Annotated in this window: 12 protein-coding genes; 4 read left to right on the plus strand and 8 right to left on the minus strand. The window is 66.0% G+C overall.

Annotated features, from left to right (window positions below; translation table 11 throughout):
• Positions 1 to 579: 579 nt before the first annotated feature.
• Both ACNFIA_RS06900 and ACNFIA_RS06905 read right to left on the minus strand, forming a co-directional pair.
• Positions 580 to 3,129: a PepSY domain-containing protein gene (locus ACNFIA_RS06900; RefSeq protein ID WP_416783749.1), complete on the minus strand. Its 2,550-nt coding sequence runs from the start codon at positions 3,127 to 3,129 to the stop codon at positions 580 to 582.
• 185 nt (positions 3,130 to 3,314) lie between these two features.
• The gene (locus tag ACNFIA_RS06905; RefSeq protein ID WP_416783595.1) at positions 3,315 to 5,576 is read right to left on the minus strand and encodes a TonB-dependent receptor; all 2,262 of its coding nucleotides are present in this window, start codon (positions 5,574 to 5,576) and stop codon (positions 3,315 to 3,317) included.
• A gap of 201 nt (positions 5,577 to 5,777) precedes the next feature.
• Between ACNFIA_RS06905 and ACNFIA_RS06910 the strand changes: the two genes are divergently transcribed.
• The 3 genes from ACNFIA_RS06910 to ACNFIA_RS06920 all read left to right on the plus strand — a co-directional run bounded on the left by ACNFIA_RS06910 (position 5,778) and on the right by ACNFIA_RS06920 (position 9,157).
• Entirely contained in the window at positions 5,778 to 6,458 is a 681-nt protein-coding gene (locus ACNFIA_RS06910) for a Fe2+-dependent dioxygenase (protein ID WP_259759319.1), read from the plus strand.
• Positions 6,459 to 6,464: 6 nt separating this feature from the next.
• The gene (locus tag ACNFIA_RS06915) at positions 6,465 to 7,259 is read left to right on the plus strand and encodes a tetratricopeptide repeat protein (protein WP_416783597.1); all 795 of its coding nucleotides are present in this window, start codon (positions 6,465 to 6,467) and stop codon (positions 7,257 to 7,259) included.
• 98 nt (positions 7,260 to 7,357) lie between these two features.
• Entirely contained in the window at positions 7,358 to 9,157 is a 1,800-nt protein-coding gene (locus tag ACNFIA_RS06920; protein ID WP_416783599.1) for a phosphoethanolamine transferase CptA, read from the plus strand.
• 876 nt (positions 9,158 to 10,033) lie between these two features.
• On the opposite strand, the gene ACNFIA_RS06925 is transcribed toward ACNFIA_RS06920, so the two are convergent.
• From ACNFIA_RS06925 to ACNFIA_RS06950, 6 genes are all read right to left on the minus strand, one after another.
• Complete coding sequence (locus ACNFIA_RS06925; RefSeq protein WP_088421176.1) at positions 10,034 to 11,197, minus strand: type III PLP-dependent enzyme; 1,164 nt, start codon at positions 11,195 to 11,197, stop codon at positions 10,034 to 10,036.
• 602 nt (positions 11,198 to 11,799) lie between these two features.
• Positions 11,800 to 12,966 (minus strand): betaine/proline/choline family ABC transporter ATP-binding protein, encoded by a 1,167-nt coding sequence (locus ACNFIA_RS06930; protein WP_416783601.1) that lies wholly within the window; start codon positions 12,964 to 12,966, stop codon positions 11,800 to 11,802.
• A 2-nt stretch (positions 12,967 to 12,968) separates the two neighbouring features.
• Positions 12,969 to 13,634: an ABC transporter permease gene (locus tag ACNFIA_RS06935; RefSeq protein WP_259759315.1), complete on the minus strand. Its 666-nt coding sequence runs from the start codon at positions 13,632 to 13,634 to the stop codon at positions 12,969 to 12,971.
• Position 13,635: 1 nt separating this feature from the next.
• Entirely contained in the window at positions 13,636 to 14,574 is a 939-nt protein-coding gene (locus ACNFIA_RS06940; RefSeq protein ID WP_416783604.1) for a glycine betaine ABC transporter substrate-binding protein, read from the minus strand.
• An 11-nt stretch (positions 14,575 to 14,585) separates the two neighbouring features.
• On the minus strand, positions 14,586 to 15,302 hold the full coding sequence (locus ACNFIA_RS06945) for an ABC transporter permease (protein ID WP_416783605.1): 717 nt from the start codon (positions 15,300 to 15,302) through the stop codon (positions 14,586 to 14,588).
• Between the two features lie 91 nt (positions 15,303 to 15,393).
• Positions 15,394 to 15,585 carry a hypothetical protein gene (locus tag ACNFIA_RS06950; protein ID WP_416783607.1) on the minus strand — a complete coding sequence of 64 codons (192 nt, stop codon included), beginning with the start codon at positions 15,583 to 15,585 and terminating at the stop codon, positions 15,394 to 15,396.
• Positions 15,586 to 15,724: 139 nt separating this feature from the next.
• Between ACNFIA_RS06950 and ACNFIA_RS06955 the strand changes: the two genes are divergently transcribed.
• The gene (locus tag ACNFIA_RS06955; protein ID WP_259759312.1) at positions 15,725 to 16,996 is read left to right on the plus strand and encodes a cation:proton antiporter; all 1,272 of its coding nucleotides are present in this window, start codon (positions 15,725 to 15,727) and stop codon (positions 16,994 to 16,996) included.
• The last annotated feature ends 70 nt before the right edge of the window (positions 16,997 to 17,066 follow it).

Raw genomic sequence — 17,066 nt, forward strand, 5'->3', positions numbered from 1 at the left:
CGCCTGAATCCGGGCTGCACCGGAAACCGAAAAGGCCTCCGCATTCGCGGGGGCCTTTTTGTTTTGGGTCAGTGGATGCACAGCAGGCGGCAGTAGGAGCAACTGTCTTCGTTTGAAAATCCGTGCGTGTATTTCCCTCTCCCTAACCCTCTCCCTGAAGGGAGAGGGGACCGTATGGTGCAGGATGAAACCTCAGCATCAGCCGGCACGGACAGCTCCCGCTCCCTTCCGAGCGCGGCGCGCAGCCAGGGTGGGGATAGCGCTGGGACCAGCGCAGGATTTTCCAGGTAGGAGCGGACCTTGTCCGCGAAATCCCGTGCGGCGGATTCCGTTGCTGCCGGTCATCGCTGCTCGCGACGCCAACGCCGGCCCTGCCGGCGGATCGCGGGCATGGCCCGCTCCTACAGGAGAATGCCGGCGCGCGGCTCTTGATCTTGTAGGAGCGAGCTTGCTCGCGAACCCGCCCAGCGGTTGAGCCGACGGGAAGTTTGTTCGCGAGCAAGCTCGCTCCTACGAAAGGCCCGTCACACCGAGCGTAGGAGCGGACTCCGTCCGCGATCGGCTACGCCCGACTCCCGATCAATACACATCGCGCCGATAGCGCCCGCTCTCCAGCAGCGCTTCGACCTCGGCATCGCCGAGCATCTCCCGCAAGGCGCGGTCGACGCCTTCGGCCATGCCCTGCAGGCTGCCGCAGACGTATATCGCCGCGCCGTCGTCGAGCCACTGGGCGAGGACTTCGCCGCTGGCGCGCAGGCGGTCCTGCACGTAGACCTTCTGCGCCTGGTCGCGGGAGAAGGCGACGTCCAGGCGCTGCAGTTCGCCACGCGCCAGCATGCCTTCCAGCTCCTCGCGGCAGTAGAAGTCGTGGGCGATGTTGCGCTCGCCGAACAGCAGCCAGTTGCGCGAGCGCCCCTCGGCCACGCTCGCCTGCAGCAAGGCGCGCAGGCCGGCGATGCCGGTGCCGTTGCCGATCAGGATCAGCGGGCGATCGTCCTCGGGGAGGTGGAAGCTGCGGTTGCGGCGCAGGCGCAGCAGCAGGCTGCCGCCCTCGGGCAGGTACTCGGTCAGCCAGCCGGAGCAGATGCCCAGCGAGCCGTCGGCGTGTTGCTCCTGGCGCACGATCAGCTCCAGGGCGCCTGCGCTGCGCAGCGAGGCGATGGAATACTGGCGCACCGAGAGTTTGATCAGCGCATCCACCACCGCCTGGCCGTGCTGGCCGACCAGGTGCTCCAGGTTGCCCGGCAGCAGGCAACCGGCGAGCGCATCCTTCAGCGGCAGGGTCAGGCCATCCACCTGCACCTTGGTCGCGCCATCGAGGCCGAGGCGTTCCAGCCAGCGGGCCACGAGGAAGTCCGGTTGGCGTGGGACGACTTCCACCAGATCGCCGGCGGCCCAGTCGATCTGCGACTGGCTCGGCGCGGTCAGGCGCAACAGCCAGGTGGATTCGCCCTGGCTGCCGCGGTTGAGGTGGATGCGCTCGCTCAGCGTCCAGACCTCGAAGGCCGGCGCGCTGAAGACCACCTGCGGCGCCGTACCGGAGAGTTCGGCCAGGCGCACCTGCCAGTCATGCAGCGCGGCGGCGTCGCCGTTGTCGACTTCCACGCCATCGAACAGCGGGCGCGCGCCCTGCCCTTGCAGCCAGCCCTGCATGCGCCGGGCGAAGCCGCAGAAGTGCTCGTACTGGCGATCACCCAGGGCAAGGATGGCGAAGCGCAGATCGTTCAGGCCCAGCGTCTGGCCAAGCACCTGCCGCTCGAAGCCGCGGGCGCTGTCCGGCGCTTCGCCTTCGCCGAAGGTACTGACCACGAACAGCGCATTGCGGGCCTGCTCCAGCTGCGCGCGGTCCAGCTTGCCCAGCGGCTCGACACGCACCGGCAGCCCGGCGGCCTGCAACTGGCCGGCGCTCTGCCAGGCCAGTTGCTCGGCGAAGCCGCTCTGGCTGGCATAGCCGATCAGCCAGGCGTCGGCGCCACCGGCGCTGTTGTCCAGTTCACCGCGGGCGGCCTGCGCAGCGCGCTTCTTGCGCCGGCGGTCGAGGTAGAGCAGCCAGCCGGTGATGAAGAACAGCGGCATGGCGAGGCTGGCGAGCATCATCAGGATGCGCCCGGTGAGGCCGAAGTAGCTGCCCACGTGCAGGGCGTAGACGCTGGTGAGCAGTTGCTTGCCGGCGCTGCTGTCGTTGTAGCGGCGGTCCTTGAGCAGCTTGCCGCTGGCTGGGTCGATGGTCATCTCGTTGAAGGCGCGCTCGTGGGCGGCGTCATCGAGGAGGTAGAACACGGTGGCCGGCTGGCCCTGCACCGGCGGCAGGCGCAGGTTGTAGGCGGTCATGGCGGCGCCCCCGGTCTGCTGGATGGTGCTCCAGATGGCCGTGGCGTCCACCACCGGCGGCGGGCCTTGCGGCGCCGGGCCGCGCTTGCCGCCGCCGCGCTGGCCATTCTTGGCCTGGCCGGCGGGAGCGTCGTCGAGCAGCCTGAACAGGCCGTTGCGGTACCACTCGTAGGACCAGTACAGGCCGGTCAGCGCAGCGAGCAGATAGAACACCAGGCACCAGGTGCCGGCCACCGCGTGCAGGTCCCAATTGAAGGCACGGCCTTGCTTGCGCCAGTCGAAGGTCAGCCAGGTGCGCCAGCTCAGCGCCTTGCGCGGCCAGCGCAGGTAGAGCCCGGAGAGGCAGAAGAAAATCAGGATCAGGGTGCAGGCGCCAGTGATCTTCTGCCCGGTTTCGCCGGCAGCGAGGAAGCGGTGCAGTTGCATGATGAACTGGAAGACGCCCTCGCCCACCGGCGCGGGCAGCGCCTGGGCGGTGTACGGGTCGACATAGCGCGATTCGCCACGGCGCTGGCCCGGCGGCGGGGTGAAGAAGATCCGCGCGGATTCCACGCCTTCGGTCTTCAGCCAGAGAAAGGCGACCTTCTTGCCCGGCTCGGCGCTTTCCACCCGGCGGATCAACTCGTCCATCGGCAGCACGGCGTCAGCGCGCTTTTCCACCACCAGGCTCTCGGGGTTGATGGCGCGCAGGATTTCATCCTGGAACGACAGCATCGCCCCGGTGATGCCCATCAGCGCCAGCACCAGACCTGCGCTGATGCCGAACAGCCAATGCAACTGGAACAGGACTTTCTTCAACACCGCAGCTTCACCTTCGACCAGCCATCACGCAGGGCGGGCATTTTAATGAGAATTGATCGCAAACGCAGCCAATTTAACACTCTTAACCCTGGGCCCGACTTCGCCGGAGCGGCCAGGCCCGGATATTGAAAAACCCCGGCCGAGGAGCATCGGCCGGGGCGGGTCGCCAGCGGGGCGCGACCTCAGAAGTGGACGTTGACGCCCAGCAGCGCGGTACGGCCCGGGGCCACGTGCGCCATGTGGGTACTGAAGACCTGGTCGAAGTAGCGCTTGTCGGTCAGGTTCTGCACGTTGAGCTGCAGGTCGACGTTCTTGCTGATCACGTACTTGGCCATGGCGTCGTAGCGCCAGTAGGACGGGATCATGGTGCTGTTGGCGGTGTTGCCGAACTGCTCGTCGACGTAGGTGGCGCCGCCGCCCACGGTGAAGTTCTGCAGCACGTCGTAGGTCGACCAGAGGGTGAAGTTGTTCTGCGCGGTCTGCGGCATGCGGTTGCCCTCGTCGCTGGCCACGCTGGACTTGAGGATCTCGCTGTCCAGGTAGGTGTAGCCGCCGAAGACTTTCCAATGGGGCGTCAGTGCACCGCTGAAGCCCAGCTCGATGCCCTGCACGCGCTGCTCGCCGTCGAGCACCTGCACGGTGGAATCATCCGGCGAGGCGACGCGGGCATTGGTCTTGTCGGTGCGGAAGATCGCCGCGTTGAGCGACAGCGCTTCGTCGAAGAACGCCCACTTGGTGCCGATCTCGTAGTTGCGGTTGCGTTCCGGATCGAGGTTCTCGTTGGCCAGGGCGAGGTCGCCGCCGCCTTCACCGGCGGTTTCGCCACTGGGGTTGCTGGAGGTGGACCAGGCGGCGTAGACGCTGCCGTTGGGCGCCGGCTTGTAGACCACGCCGACCTGGTAGTTCCAGAAGTGGCTGTTGTTCTGGCGGTCGAAATCGCCGGCGGGCGAGCCGCGGCCGCCGGTGGAGTAGCCGCTGGAGCGGGTCTCGAAGTCGTCGTAGCGCAGGCCGAGGTTCAGGTCCCACTGCTCGCTGAGCTTCAAAGTGTCGAACACGTAGGCCGAGGCGGTCTTGGTGTCGGTGTCGGTGAAGGCGGCGCTGTCGGTGATGCGGCCGGTCCAGTGGTCACCGGGGGTGGGCTTGTTCAGGCTGGTGCAGTCGCCGCTGGCGATCAGCGACGGGGTGCAGAGGTTGCCGCTGCCGCCGCCCGGGGTGATCACATAGGGACGGTTGTGCACGTCCTCGTAGCTGAACTCCATGCCGGTCACCAGGGTGTGGCCGACGAAGCCGGTGTCGAAGCTGGCCTTCAGGTCGGTCTGGTTGACCCAGCCCTTGGAAGTGGAGTTGCGGTTCTTCGAGGAGCGATACACCAGCCCGTTGGCGACGTTGCCGCGGCTGTCGTCGGGGTTGGTGGCAATGTAGTCGAGGGTGGTGCGCACCAGACGGAAGCTGTTGGACAGGGTCAGGTTGTCGTTCAGGTCGTGCTCGATGCGGAAGGTGCCGGTATCGGTGGTGCTCTTGCGGTAGTCGCGGTCGTTCAGGCCGTAGAAATTGCTCTTGTCCACGGACACCGGCTTGCTCGGGTTGCGCTCGCTGCGCCCGGCCAGGGTCAGCGGGATGCCGTAGTCGGGCATGTCGTCGGTGGACAGGTGGTAGTACGACAGCGTCGCGCGGGTCGGCGTGTCGAAGCCGAAGGTGACGGTCGGCGCGACGCCCCAGCGGCTGACGTTGACCTCGTCGCGGCCGGCGACGTTGGCGTCGTGCTTCATCAGGTTCAGGCGGAAGGCCGCGTTGTCACCCAGGCGGTGGTTGACGTCCAGCGTGGTGCGGCGGGTCTGGTCGGAGCCCAGCACGATGCTGGCGTCGTTGAAGTCGGCCTGCTTGGCGGTCTTGCTGATCAGGTTCAGGCTGCCACCGGTGGAACCCGCGCCGGTGTAGGCCGAGCCCGGCCCCTTGCTGACTTCGATCTGCTCGATGTTGAAGACTTCGCGGGTCTGCGAAGCCACATCGCGCATCCCGTCGAGGAAGGTGTCACTCTCGGCATTGAAGCCGCGGATGAACGGACGATCGCCCGCCGGGTTGCCGCCCTCGCCCGCGCCGAAGGTGATGCCGGGCGTCGTGCGCAGGGCGTCCTGCAGGGTCAGCGCGCCGGTGTCCTTGATCACCTGTTGCGGGATCACGGTCACGGTCTTGGGCGTGTCCAGCAGCGGCGCGGTGTATTTCTCGTTGGAGGACTTCTCGACGTTGTAGGTAGTCGGATCCTGCTGCTGCGTACCCACGACGGTATCGGCGTCCAGGGACAGCACGTCCTCGCCGGACTTCTTCGGCGACGCCTCGGCAGCGTGGGCCAGGTGAGTGCCCGACATGGCGGTGATCGCCACGCCGACGGCGGAAACCAGCAGGCGCGGCGTGCTGCCGGCGAACTCGGTGGATTGACGCGACATCGAGACTCCCTCCCCAGGGGTTCATGAAGGCCGCGCAATTTATTGCAATTGAGAACCTGTATCAATTCACATTCATTACCATACGCACATGATTTACAACTTTTACATTTTCCCCCCGTCGGAAGCGGGAACAGGCCGGTTGTGCCGCCATGTTGCAAATCATTATCATTGGCAAACTATCGAAGCTGTTGGAATCGGCCCATGCTGCTGCACATCCCTGGCGTGTTCACCCGCGATGAAGTGACGCGCATCCGCGTTGCGCTGGAACAGGCCGAGTGGGCCGACGGCAAGGTCACCGCCGGCTACCAGTCGTCGCGCGCCAAGCACAACCTGCAACTGCCGCAGGACCACCCGCTGGCCCGCGAGATCGGCGAGGCCATGCTGCAGCGCCTGTGGAGCAACCCGCTGTTCCAGTCCGCCGCGCTGCCGAACAAGGTGTTCCCACCGCTGTTCAACTGCTACACCGGCGGCGGCTCGTTCGACTTCCACATCGACAACGCCGTGCGCGACGCCCAGGGTGGCCGCGAGCGCGTGCGCACCGACGTCTCCTCGACGCTGTTCTTCAGTGACCCGCAGGACTACGACGGCGGCGAGCTGGTGATCCAGGACACCTACGGCACCCAGCAGGTGAAGCTGCCGGCCGGCGACCTGGTGCTCTACCCCGCCACCAGCCTGCACAAGGTCAACCCGGTGACCCGCGGCGCGCGCCTCGCCGCGTTCTTCTGGACCCAGAGCCTGGTGCGCGAGGACAGCCAGCGCGCCCTGCTGTTCCAGATGGACCAGTCGATCCAGGCGCTGACCCGCGACGTGCCGGACCACCCGGCGCTGGTCGAGCTGACCGGCACTTACCACAACCTGCTGCGCCGCTGGGTGGATGTCTGATTCGCCATGAGTTTCATCCTGCGTCGCACCGAAGAAATCCACGTCGAGGACCTCACCGGCCAGCTTGCCGATGACCCGCGGCAAACCGCCCGGCTGATCGTCGCCGGCGCCCGCGACGGCGACCTGGAAGCCCAGGCGCTGCTCGGCCAGATTCTCCTCGACGGCCACGGCATCGAGCAGGACGAACGCCTTGCCCTGGCCTGGTTCGGCATCGCCGCCGAGCGCGGCCACGCCATGGCCCGCAACATGCTCGGGCGCTGCCTGGAACACGGCTGGGGCTGCCCGCAGGACGAAGCCGGCGCCGCCCGCCATTACGCGCAGGCCGCCGGGCAGAAGCTCGACTGGGCCATGTACAACCTCGCCAACCTGCTCGCCACCGGCCGCGGCGTGCCGCGCGACGACGCCCGCGCCCTGGCGCTGTACCAGAGTGCCGCGGCGCTGGGGCATGCCAAGTCGATGAACCTGGTCGGGCGTTTCCATGAGGAAGGCCGGGCAGTGCCGCGCGACCTGGACCTGGCGCACCAGTGGTACCGCCGGTCCGCAGAGGCCGGCGACTTCCGCGGCCAGTTCAGCCACGCCACGGTGCTCGCCGAACGCGGCGACCTGGCAGGCGCACGCATCTGGCTGGAACGCGCGCTGGAAGGCGGCAACCTCAACTTCCTGCGTGTGGCCCGCCAGCAACTCGCCGCCTCCCTGCCCCCCAGCCTGAACGAGCTGACCCTGGCCTACTTCCAGCGCGCCGCCGAACTGGGCGATGAGTCGGACCTGCGTCACCTCGCCGAACACCTGGGCGCCGCGTGAAGCTCATTTGACGTAATTTTCACGCGCGTCCTGCTACCTTTGCCGGCTACCCTGGCTGCCGGAGTGTTCGGCAGCCGCCTGGCAACGACGAGGCGCAAGTGTCGAACACCACATCCCCCGCAGCGCGCAAACGCGTGGACTGGGCCGCCCTGGGCTGGCTCCTGCTGTTCTTCTGGTACTTCTCCGGCGTTACCCAGGCGCTGATCCTGTTCAGCGGCACCACCGGCTTCGCCGGCTTCCGTGACGCCTTCTTCCTCAGCAGCCTGTGGCTCGCGCCGCCGCTGCTGCTGCCGCGTTTCACCAAGGGCATCGCCGCCATCATCGGCCTGGTGCTGTGGGGCGCCTCGCTGGTAGGCCTGAGCTACTTCGGCATCTACCATCAGGAGTTCTCGCAGAGCGTCATCTTCGTGATGTTCGAGTCGAACACCGCCGAAGCCGGCGAGTACTTCAGCCAGTACTTCAGCCTCTGGCTGTGCCTGGCGCTGCTGGCCTACAGCGTGGTCGCGGTGCTGCTGTGGAAGCGCATCCGCCCCATCAGCATGCCGGCCTACGCCCGCGTGCCACTGGCCGTGCTGCTGGTGGTGATGAACCTGTTCTACCCCTTCTACAAGCAGATGGTCACCCAGGAGCGCACCTTCGCCCAGGCGCTGGAAAAGGTGCAGTCGCGCATGGAGCCGGCGGTACCGTGGCAACTGGTGGTGGGCTATGTCCAGTACCGCCAGCAGCTGGACAACATGCAGAAGCTGCTGCAACAGAACGCCTCCCTGCCGCCCCTGCAGAACCTCAAGGACAGCAGCGGCGACGAACCGCGCACCCTGGTGCTGGTACTGGGCGAATCCACTACCCGCCAGCACATGCACCTGTACGGCTACGGCCGCGATACCACGCCGAACCTCGACGCCCTCGCCGCCAGCGGCCAGGGCCTGACGGTGTTCCAGAACGTGGTGGCGCCGCGCCCCTACACCATCGAGGTGATGCAGCAGATCCTCACCTTCGGCGACGAGCAGAACCCGGACAGATTCCTCACCGATCCGTCGCTGATCAACCTGATGAAACAGGCGGGCTACAAGACCTTCTGGATCACCAACCAGCAGACGATGACCAAGCGCAACACCATGCTCACCACCTTCTCCCAGCAGACGGACGAGCAGGCGTACCTGAACAACCAGCGCAACCAGAACGCCAGCCAGTACGACGGCGTGGTGCTGGACCCGTTCGAGAAGGCCCTGAAGGACCCGGCGCAGAAGAAGTTCATCGTGGTCCACCTGCTGGGCACGCACATGGACTACCGCTACCGCTATCCCGAAGAGTTCGCCTACTTCAAGGACCGCCAGGGCGTGCCCTCGGCGCTGTCGGATGACCAGGTGGAGACTTACAACTTCTACGACAACGCGGTGCGCTACAACGACTTCGTGGTGTCGAGCCTGATCAAGCGTTACGCCGAGTCCAGCGCCAACGGCTTCATGGTCTACCTCTCCGACCACGGCGAGGACGTCTACAGCTCGGGCAACCACGACCGCCTGGGCCGCAACGAAATGGCCCCGACCCGGCCGATGTACACCATTCCGTTCATGGTCTGGACCTCGCCGAGCTGGCAAGCCGCCCACCCGCGCGACCTGAAGGCGGTAGCCGACCGTGCGTACAGCAGCTCGCACCTGATCCACACCCTGTCCGACCTCGCCGGCCTGAGCTACGACCGTTACGAGCCGGCCAAGAGCCTGGTGAGCCCGCAGTTCGTCGTCGCCCCGCGCTGGATCGGCGACCCGTACAAGAAAGACGGCCTGCACGAGTTCGACAAACTGCCGCAGGACCAGCCCGCGCCGCAGGAAATCGCCAAGGACGCCAAGGCGCCGGCCACCGCGCAGACACCGGAACCGGCGCAACCCAAGGAGGGTTGAGTCGTCCCGGATGTCCTGAAAAACGCCCCGCCATTGCGGGGCGTTTTTCATTGGGCCCGACGGTGCAGTGACAGCCTCGGTATCACCAGGGTAAAGGCGGCAGAGTGCGGTTCGCGAGCAAGCTCGCTCCTACGGGTGGCGTGCTACCTCGATGGTTTCCGGTTACTCCGTGGGCCGCCGCGGAGGATTTCGCGGACAAGGTCCGCTCCTACGCGAACCGGAACGCCGAAGTTGACCTGTAGGAGCGCGCCATGCGCGCGATCGCGGGCATGGCCCGCTCCTACACCGCAACGCCGGTGCCTGGGAATGCCCCGGCTTACACCTGAAACCTCGGCGTCAGTGCGGTGGATTTCGCGGACAGGGTCCGCTCCTACGACGAGCCGTCCGCCATTGGCATTGGCTCATGAAGGTTTCCAGAGAAACGTCCGCGCGCTGCGCATCGCCCCGTTCAGGAGGCCGAGTGGAAGCGGAGTTTCAGGGGTTGAGCGGCATGGATGCCGCGAGAGCCGCGATGGGCCAGGGATGGCCCACCGCGGCGGGCCCCTGGAACTTCGCTGGAGCGAGGGAATTTTTCGCCTGAGCGAAAAACCGGATGTCCGGGGCAAGACCTTTTGGTTCCTTTTGGGGCGTTTGCCAAAAGGGACTCGCCCGAGGGGGCGAAACAGGAAGCCCGCGCGCACGCCGAAGCGGCGCTGGCCCCCCACGCCAACGCAGCAAGCAGCCCCAAAACGCCAGTAAAAAGACAGCGCCGGCCCTGCCGGCGGATCGCGGGCATGGCCCGCTCCTACAGGGGACCGCGCGGGATTTCGCGGACAAGGTCCGCTCCTACCCAAATAAAAAGCCCCGCGGATGCGGGGCTTTTTCGTGCAGCAAGGCTTACAGGTAGAACGCCTTCAGCGGCGGGAAGCCGTTGAACTCCACCGCACTGTAGCTGGTGGTGTAGGCGCCGGTGGACAGCCAGTACAGGCGGTCGCCGGCAGCCAGGTTCAGCGGCAGGCCGTACTTGTAGTGCTCGTACATGATGTCCGCGCTGTCGCAGGTGGGGCCGGCGATGACCACTTCTTCCAGCTCGCCCGCCTTCTCCACGTGGATCGGAAACTTGATGGACTCGTCCATGGTTTCGATCAGGCCGGAGAACTTGCCTACGTCGGTGAACACCCAGCGCTCCACCGCGGTGCGCGACTTGCGCGCCACCAGCACGACTTCGCTGACCAGGATGCCGGCGTTGGCGATCAGCGAGCGGCCCGGCTCGAGGATGATTTCCGGCAGGTCGTCACCGAAGTCTTCCTTGAGGAAGCGGATGATTTCCTCGGCGTAGGTTTCCAGGCTGTTGGTCTTGGCGATGTAGTTGGCCGGGAAGCCACCACCCATGTTGATCAGCTTCAGCTCGATGCCGTCTTCTTCCTTCAGGCGCTCGAAGATGACCTTGACCTTGGCGATGGCCGCATCCCACACGCCGATGTCGCGCTGCTGCGAACCCACGTGGAAGGACACACCGTAGGGCACCAGGCCCAGGTCGCGGGCCAGCACCAGCAGGTCCATGGCCATGTCGGACTGGCAGCCGAATTTGCGCGACAGCGGCCAGTCGGCCGAGGTGGAGCCTTCGGTGAGGATGCGCACGTAGACCTTGGAGCCCGGCGCGGCCTTGGCGATGTTGCGCAGGTCGGCTTCGGAGTCGGTGGCGAACAGGCGCACGCCCTTCTCGTAGAAGTAGCGAATGTCGCGGGCTTTCTTGATGGTGTTGCCGTAGCTGATCTGCTCGGCGCGCACGCCGGTCTTCATCACCTTGTCCAGCTCATAGATGGAGGCGATGTCGAAGTTCGACCCCTTGTCGCGCAGCAGCTCGGTGATCTCGGTGGCGGGGTTGGCCTTCACCGCGTAGTAGATCTTGGCGAACGGGAAGCAGTCGGTCAGCTGGTCGTAGGCGTCGGCGATGGTCTGCTTGTCGATGACGACGAAGGGGGTTTCCTGCTTGTCGGCAAACGCCTTCATGCGCTGGAAGGTTTCGGGGGCGAAGTAATCCTCGACCTTGATGGACATGGTTGGGACTCCAAATGGCAGAACAGGTTATTCGTAGGGGTGAAGCTGAACGTCGAATCCGTTTCCCCACTTTGGTTCGCCTACTTCCCAAGGCATGTCGCCGAGTATCACCTGAGCTCAATAGTCAGGCTGACTCTCGTCGTCAGTACTTGAGCCGGATGGATCGTTTCCAGCATGGACGTTCGGGCGCGAACTTTAGGACCTGAAGTTCATGAGTTCAACCCTGGATTGCCGCTTTTTTACATCCCTTTGTCGCACTGCCGGTTGACTGTTTCGGATACTCAACAAAATGCACGGAATACCGCACAGGACGGGGCTTTCGACGATCTTTTGCATCATCGTCCTACTGGGTTAACGACCGGTGACAGAGGGGGGAGTTCAGCTGATAAGGATGGGTGGGGCGGGCGAGGATTTTTTCGGGAATTTCGGAGCGGACGCCACCCCTCGCCCCTGCCCTCTCCCAAAGGGAGAGGGGGTAACCCGAGCAGGCCGGAAGTCTGTCGCGGATGGACAGGCTGACGCTGGCCCGCCAACAAACTCCGGACGGTCCCCTCTCCCTCCGGGAGAGGGTGAGGGTGAGGGGCACGCGCCCACCGGAAACCTTAGGAAGCCTGCGCTACCGCCGCCGGCGACACGATGATGCCCTTGCTGCCGCGCGAGCGCCCCGAACTCAGGTAATCGGCAATCGACTCCTGCGTCACCTCGCCAAGGAATTGCCCCTCGGCATCCAGCACCGGCAGCCACGAACTGTTGAACTCGTACATGCGCGACAACAGGATGCGCAGGTGCTCGTCGTGGCTGGCGGTAACGCGGAATTCGTTGAGGAAGTTGCCGCACACACCGTCCTGGCGGCGCAGCTCCTTGCGGCGCACGTAACCCAGGCCCTTGCCGTTGGCGTCCACCACCACCAGGTAGCGGCGGTCGTCCTCCTCCATCTTCTCCAGCGCCTCGGCCACCGGTGTCTCCGGGCTGGCGGTGACGATGCTGCTGTCGGCGGCATCCTCGGCGCGCACCAGCAGCAGGCGCTTCAGGGTGCTGTCCTGGCCGGTGAAGGCGCTGACGAATTCGTCCGCCGGGTGCGCCAGCAGGGTGTCCGGATGGTCGAACTGGAGCAGCCGGCCGCTCTTGAACACCGCCACCTTGTCGCCCAGCTTGATCGCCTCGTCGATGTCGTGGCTGACCATGATCACGGTCATGCCGAGCTTGCGCTGCAGCTCGAAGAACTCGTTCTGGATCGACTCGCGGTTGATCGGGTCCACCGCGCCGAACGGCTCGTCCATCAGCAGCAGCGGCGCATCGGCCGCCAGCGCGCGAATCACGCCGATGCGCTGTTGCTGCCCGCCGGAAAGCTCGCGCGGGTAGCGCGACAGGTACTGCTTGGGTTCGAGCTTGACCATGGCCATCAGCTCGCGGGCCTTGTCCTTGCACTTCTGCTTGTCCCAGCCGAGCAGGCGCGGCACGACCATGATGTTCTCCTCGATGGTCATGTTGGGGAACAGGCCGATCTGCTGGATCACGTAACCGATGTGCCGGCGCAGAGTCACCTCGTCCAGCTCGCGGGTGTCCTGCCCATCGATCAGCACGCGGCCGGAGGTGGGCTGGATGATGCGGTTGATCATCTTCAGCGTGGTGGTCTTGCCGCAACCGGACGGCCCGAGGAACACGCAGATCTCGCCCTTCTCCACGGTCAGGCTGACCTTGTCCACGGCGCGGAACTCCTTGCCGTCCTTGAGGGTGAAGGTCTTGGTCAGTTGGTCGAGTTCGATCATGTTCAGTCTCCTGTCTGCGGGCGCAGGCCCTTGGGGGTGAGCGCACGCTGCAGCCATTGCAGCAGCAGGTCGGCGGCGATCGCCAGGAGGCTCACCAGCACGGCGCCGACCACCAGCATCGGCATGTTGGATTGGCTGATGGAATTGAGGATGAGCACGCCCAGGCCGCCGGCGCCGATCACCGCGGCGATGGTCATCACGCCGATGTTCATCACCACGGCGGTGCGCACACCAGCGAGGATCACTGGCACGGCGATGGGAATGTCGACCATCCGCAGACGCTGCCAGAAGGTCATGCCGATGCCCTTGCCGGCTTCGCGGATGCCGGGCTCGACGTTGGTCAGCGCCAGGTAGGTGTTGCGCAGGATCGGCAGCAGCGAATAGAGGAACACCGCGGTGATCGCCGGCAGCGGGCCCAGGCCCTGGCCGATCTTCGAATACAGCGGCAGCATCAGGCCGAACAGCGCGATGGACGGGATGGTCAGCACCACGGTGGCGGCGCCCTGCAGCGGCCCGGCGAGCCACTTGAAGCGTGTCATCAGCACACCCAGCGGCACGCCGACGAGGATGGCCAGGCCCACGGCGATGGACACCAGCATCAGGTGCTCGAGGGTGAGTTGGCCGACCTGGGACCAGTCCAGGCGCGAGATCACGGTCATGAAGTCCATGTCAGTTCTCCTTCCCGGTGGGCTGGTCATTCGAGGGCTGCGCCTTGTCGCCCAGCAGGCCGTGCTCGTCCAGGAACTTCCGGGCGACGCGCTGCGGCGGCTCCTGCTCGATATCGACCTGGGCGTTGAGCGCCTGCATGGTCTTGTCGTCGAGCAGGTCGGAGAGGGGCTCGAACAGGGTCTTCAGTTCCGGATGCTTCTCCACCAGGTCGGCGCGCATCACCGGGGCAGCGTTGTAGAAGGGGAAGTACTGCTTGTCGTCCTTGAGCACGCGCAGCTTGAAGTCCTTCAGGCGGCCATCGGTGGTGTAGACGAGGCCGACGAACACCTGGCGATTCTTCAGCGCGGTGTAGACCAACCCGGCATCCATCTGGCGCACGTCGTCGCGGGTGAAGTGGAAGCCATACAGCTGGCTCATCGGCCCCAGACCGTCGGGGCGCCCGGCGAATTCCGGGTCCATGGCGAACAGGTGGGTCTTGCCCTCGCCCTGCTCCTTCATCACCCGGGCCAGATCGCTCAGGGTGTGGACGCCGAGTTCCTCGGCCTTCTCCTCGGGCATCGCCAGCGCGTAGGTGTTGTTGAACGGTGCGGGCTTGGGCCAGACCAGGCCCTTTTTGGCGTCCAGCTCGCGCACCTTGGCCAGGGACTGCTGGGCATCGAGCTTCTCGGTGACCTTGTTGTAGACGATCAGCGACGAGCCGGTGTACTCCCAGACCAGGTCCAGCTGGCCGCTCTCCTGGGCACTGCGCGCCAGGGTGCTGCCCAGGCCGTTGGTGACCTTCACCGCGTAGCCCTTGCTCTGCAGGTACTGCGCGGTCAGGGCCGTGAGGATGCGCTGTTCGGTGAACGGCTTGCCGCCGATGCGGATCACATCGGCCGCGTGGGCAGTGGCGGTGGCGGCGAGAAGCAGCACGCCCAGCGCGCCGAGCAATGGTTTCATGGCGAGTCCTTTCATCGTGTCAGCCCCCGCTCCAGCAGCGTGCGGCTGAACAGCACCACCAGGCCGTCGAGCACCAGCGCCAGCAGCGCGGTGCACACGGCGCCGAGCAGCAGCTTGGATTGGTCGTCCAGGGCGATGCCGGGGAAGATCAGGCTGCCCAGGCTGTTGGCGCCGATCAGGAAGGCCAGCGGTGCCGAGCCGACGTTCAGCGCCAGGGCGATACGCACGCCGCCCATGATCAGCGGCACCGCGTTGGGCAGTTCGACGCGCAGCAGCACCTGGCGCGGTGTCATGCCGATGCCGGTGGCGGCTTCCTTCAGCGAAGCGGGCACGGCGCGCAGGCCTTCGTAGGTGTTGCGCACGATGGGCAGCAGCGAGGCGAGGAACAGCGCGAGGATGGCCGGGCCGTTGCCGATCCCGACGATCGCCAGGGCGATGGCCAGTACGGCCAGCGGCGGAATGGTGTTGCCGACGTTGAACACCTGCATCAGGCGCTCGGCCTGCCCCTGCAGCGTGGGGCGGCTGAGCAGGATGCCGGCGGGGATACCGACCGCGACGGCGGCCAGCATGGACGCGAACACCAGCACCAGGTGCGCCTGCAGGTAGAACAGCAGGTCTTCGCGGTACTGCCACAGGGTGGCGGGGGTGATCCAGTGGATCAGCAGGGCCAGCACAACGACTGCGAAGCAGACGCCGAACAGGGCCTTGCCCGTGGTGGTTTTCACCATGGTTGGGGGACTCCCTTCGGGTGCGCGGCGACTGGCATCGCCACGCTCACTTGACGCTCGATCCCGTCCAGAATGCTCGCCGGGACCGTGATTAAAGGTGACGGGAATCAAGCACTTGCGGATTGCCGACACGAAGGGATGGACCCTCCTGCGTGCCGTTGCGTTCAATAAAACTGCCATCCTTCTGCCATTGCGCAGCGGCTGAATCGGCGGCAGCGCCCGTGATCCGGGGGCTGTGGGCGACACGCTTTTTTTCAAAAAAACGCGGATCGCGCTGAACCATCGGCATTCGCGCCTTGCCCAACGCCGAATGCGCCCGGCGGCCGCCCCAGCGGTTATCATCGGGCTTCCTTTCGCGTGCCCCCGACCCATGGATAGGTCACTCGGGGCCGGCGTCTTGCCTACCACGGAGATTCATCGCCATGCTCGATCTGGCCGCGGCGTTCATCGCGCTGACCACCCTGCTCACCTACGTCAACTACCGCTTCATCCGCCTGCCGCCGACCATCGGCGTCATGGCCACCGCCCTGGTGTTCTCCTTCATCGCCCAGGGCATGTCGCTGCTGGGCTATCCGGTGCTGGAGGTCGAGATGCAGCAGATCATCAGCCGCATCGACTTCTCCGACGTGCTGATGACCTGGTTCCTTCCCGCCCTGCTGTTCGCCGGCGCGCTGCACGTGAACCTCGCCGACCTGCGCAACTACAAGTGGCCCATCGGCCTGCTGGCCACCTTCGGCGTGCTGATCGCCACCACCGTGATCGGCTACCTGGCGTACTACACCTTCGCCCTGTTCGGCTGGCACGTGGACTTCATCTACTGCCTGCTGTTCGGCGCACTGATCTCGCCCACCGACCCCATCGCGGTGCTGGGCATCCTCAAGTCCGCCGGCGCGCCCAAGCCGCTGGCCACTACCATCGTCGGCGAGTCGCTGTTCAACGACGGCACCGCCGTGGTGGTGTTCACCATCCTGCTGGGCATCCTGCTGGCCGGCGAGACGCCCACCGTGTCCTCCATCGCCTGGCTGTTCGTGCAGGAAGCCATCGGCGGCGTGCTGTTCGGCGCGGCGCTGGGCTACGGGGTGTTCCTGATGATGCGCGGCATCGACCAGTACCAGGTGGAGGTGATGCTCACCCTGGCTCTGGTGATCGGCGGCGCGGCGCTGGCGGCGCGGCTGCACGTGTCCGCGCCGATCGCCATGGTGGTGGCCGGCCTGATCATCGGCAACCAGGCGCGCCACTACGCCATGTCCGACGAGACGCGGCGCTACATCGACAAGTTCTGGGAGCTGATCGACGAGATCCTCAACGCCCTGCTGTTCGCCCTGATCGGCCTGGAGCTGCTCCTGCTGCCGTTCAACTGGCTGCACGTGGTGGCCGCCTTCGCCCTCGGCGGCGCGGTGCTGATCTCGCGCCTGCTCACCGTGGCCCCGGCCATCCTGGTGCTGCGCCAGCGGGAGAACGGCCGCCGCCAGGTGCCCGCCGGCACCATCCGCATCCTCGTCTGGGGCGGCCTGCGCGGCGGCGTGTCGGTGGCACTGGCGCTGTCCCTGCCCCTGGGCGAGCAGCGCGACCTGATCCTGAGCCTGACCTACGTCGTGGTGCTGGTGTCCATCCTGTTCCAGGGCCTGTCCATCGGCCCCCTCGTGCGGCGCCTCTACCAGGGCACCGAGCCGGCCGCCGACAGCCAGCACTGACGGCGCCCGACAGGGTCCGCAAGCCTTGCGTCGCCGGGTCTGCCGGCGACGCTGCGGTTTACGCTATAAT

The organism is Pseudomonas sp. NY15437 (genome assembly GCF_048068435.1).
GTDB lineage: Bacteria > Pseudomonadota > Gammaproteobacteria > Pseudomonadales > Pseudomonadaceae > Pseudomonas > Pseudomonas nitroreducens_B.

Excerpts from the sequence above, each read along its gene's own strand:
- ACNFIA_RS06905 (WP_416783595.1), bottom strand. The coding sequence starts at position 5,576 with ATGTCGCGTCAATCCACCGAGTTCGCCGGCAGCACGCCGCGCCTGCTG.
- ACNFIA_RS06910 (WP_259759319.1), top strand. The coding sequence starts at position 5,778 with ATGCTGCTGCACATCCCTGGCGTGTTCACCCGCGATGAAGTGACGCGC.
- ACNFIA_RS06915 (WP_416783597.1), top strand. The coding sequence starts at position 6,465 with ATGAGTTTCATCCTGCGTCGCACCGAAGAAATCCACGTCGAGGACCTC.
- ACNFIA_RS06925 (WP_088421176.1), bottom strand. The coding sequence starts at position 11,197 with ATGTCCATCAAGGTCGAGGATTACTTCGCCCCCGAAACCTTCCAGCGC.
- ACNFIA_RS06930 (WP_416783601.1), bottom strand. The coding sequence starts at position 12,966 with ATGATCGAACTCGACCAACTGACCAAGACCTTCACCCTCAAGGACGGC.
- ACNFIA_RS06935 (WP_259759315.1), bottom strand. The coding sequence starts at position 13,634 with ATGGACTTCATGACCGTGATCTCGCGCCTGGACTGGTCCCAGGTCGGC.
- ACNFIA_RS06940 (WP_416783604.1), bottom strand. The coding sequence starts at position 14,574 with ATGAAACCATTGCTCGGCGCGCTGGGCGTGCTGCTTCTCGCCGCCACC.
- ACNFIA_RS06945 (WP_416783605.1), bottom strand. The coding sequence starts at position 15,302 with ATGGTGAAAACCACCACGGGCAAGGCCCTGTTCGGCGTCTGCTTCGCA.
- ACNFIA_RS06950 (WP_416783607.1), bottom strand. The coding sequence starts at position 15,585 with ATGGTTCAGCGCGATCCGCGTTTTTTTGAAAAAAAGCGTGTCGCCCAC.
- ACNFIA_RS06955 (WP_259759312.1), top strand. The coding sequence starts at position 15,725 with ATGCTCGATCTGGCCGCGGCGTTCATCGCGCTGACCACCCTGCTCACC.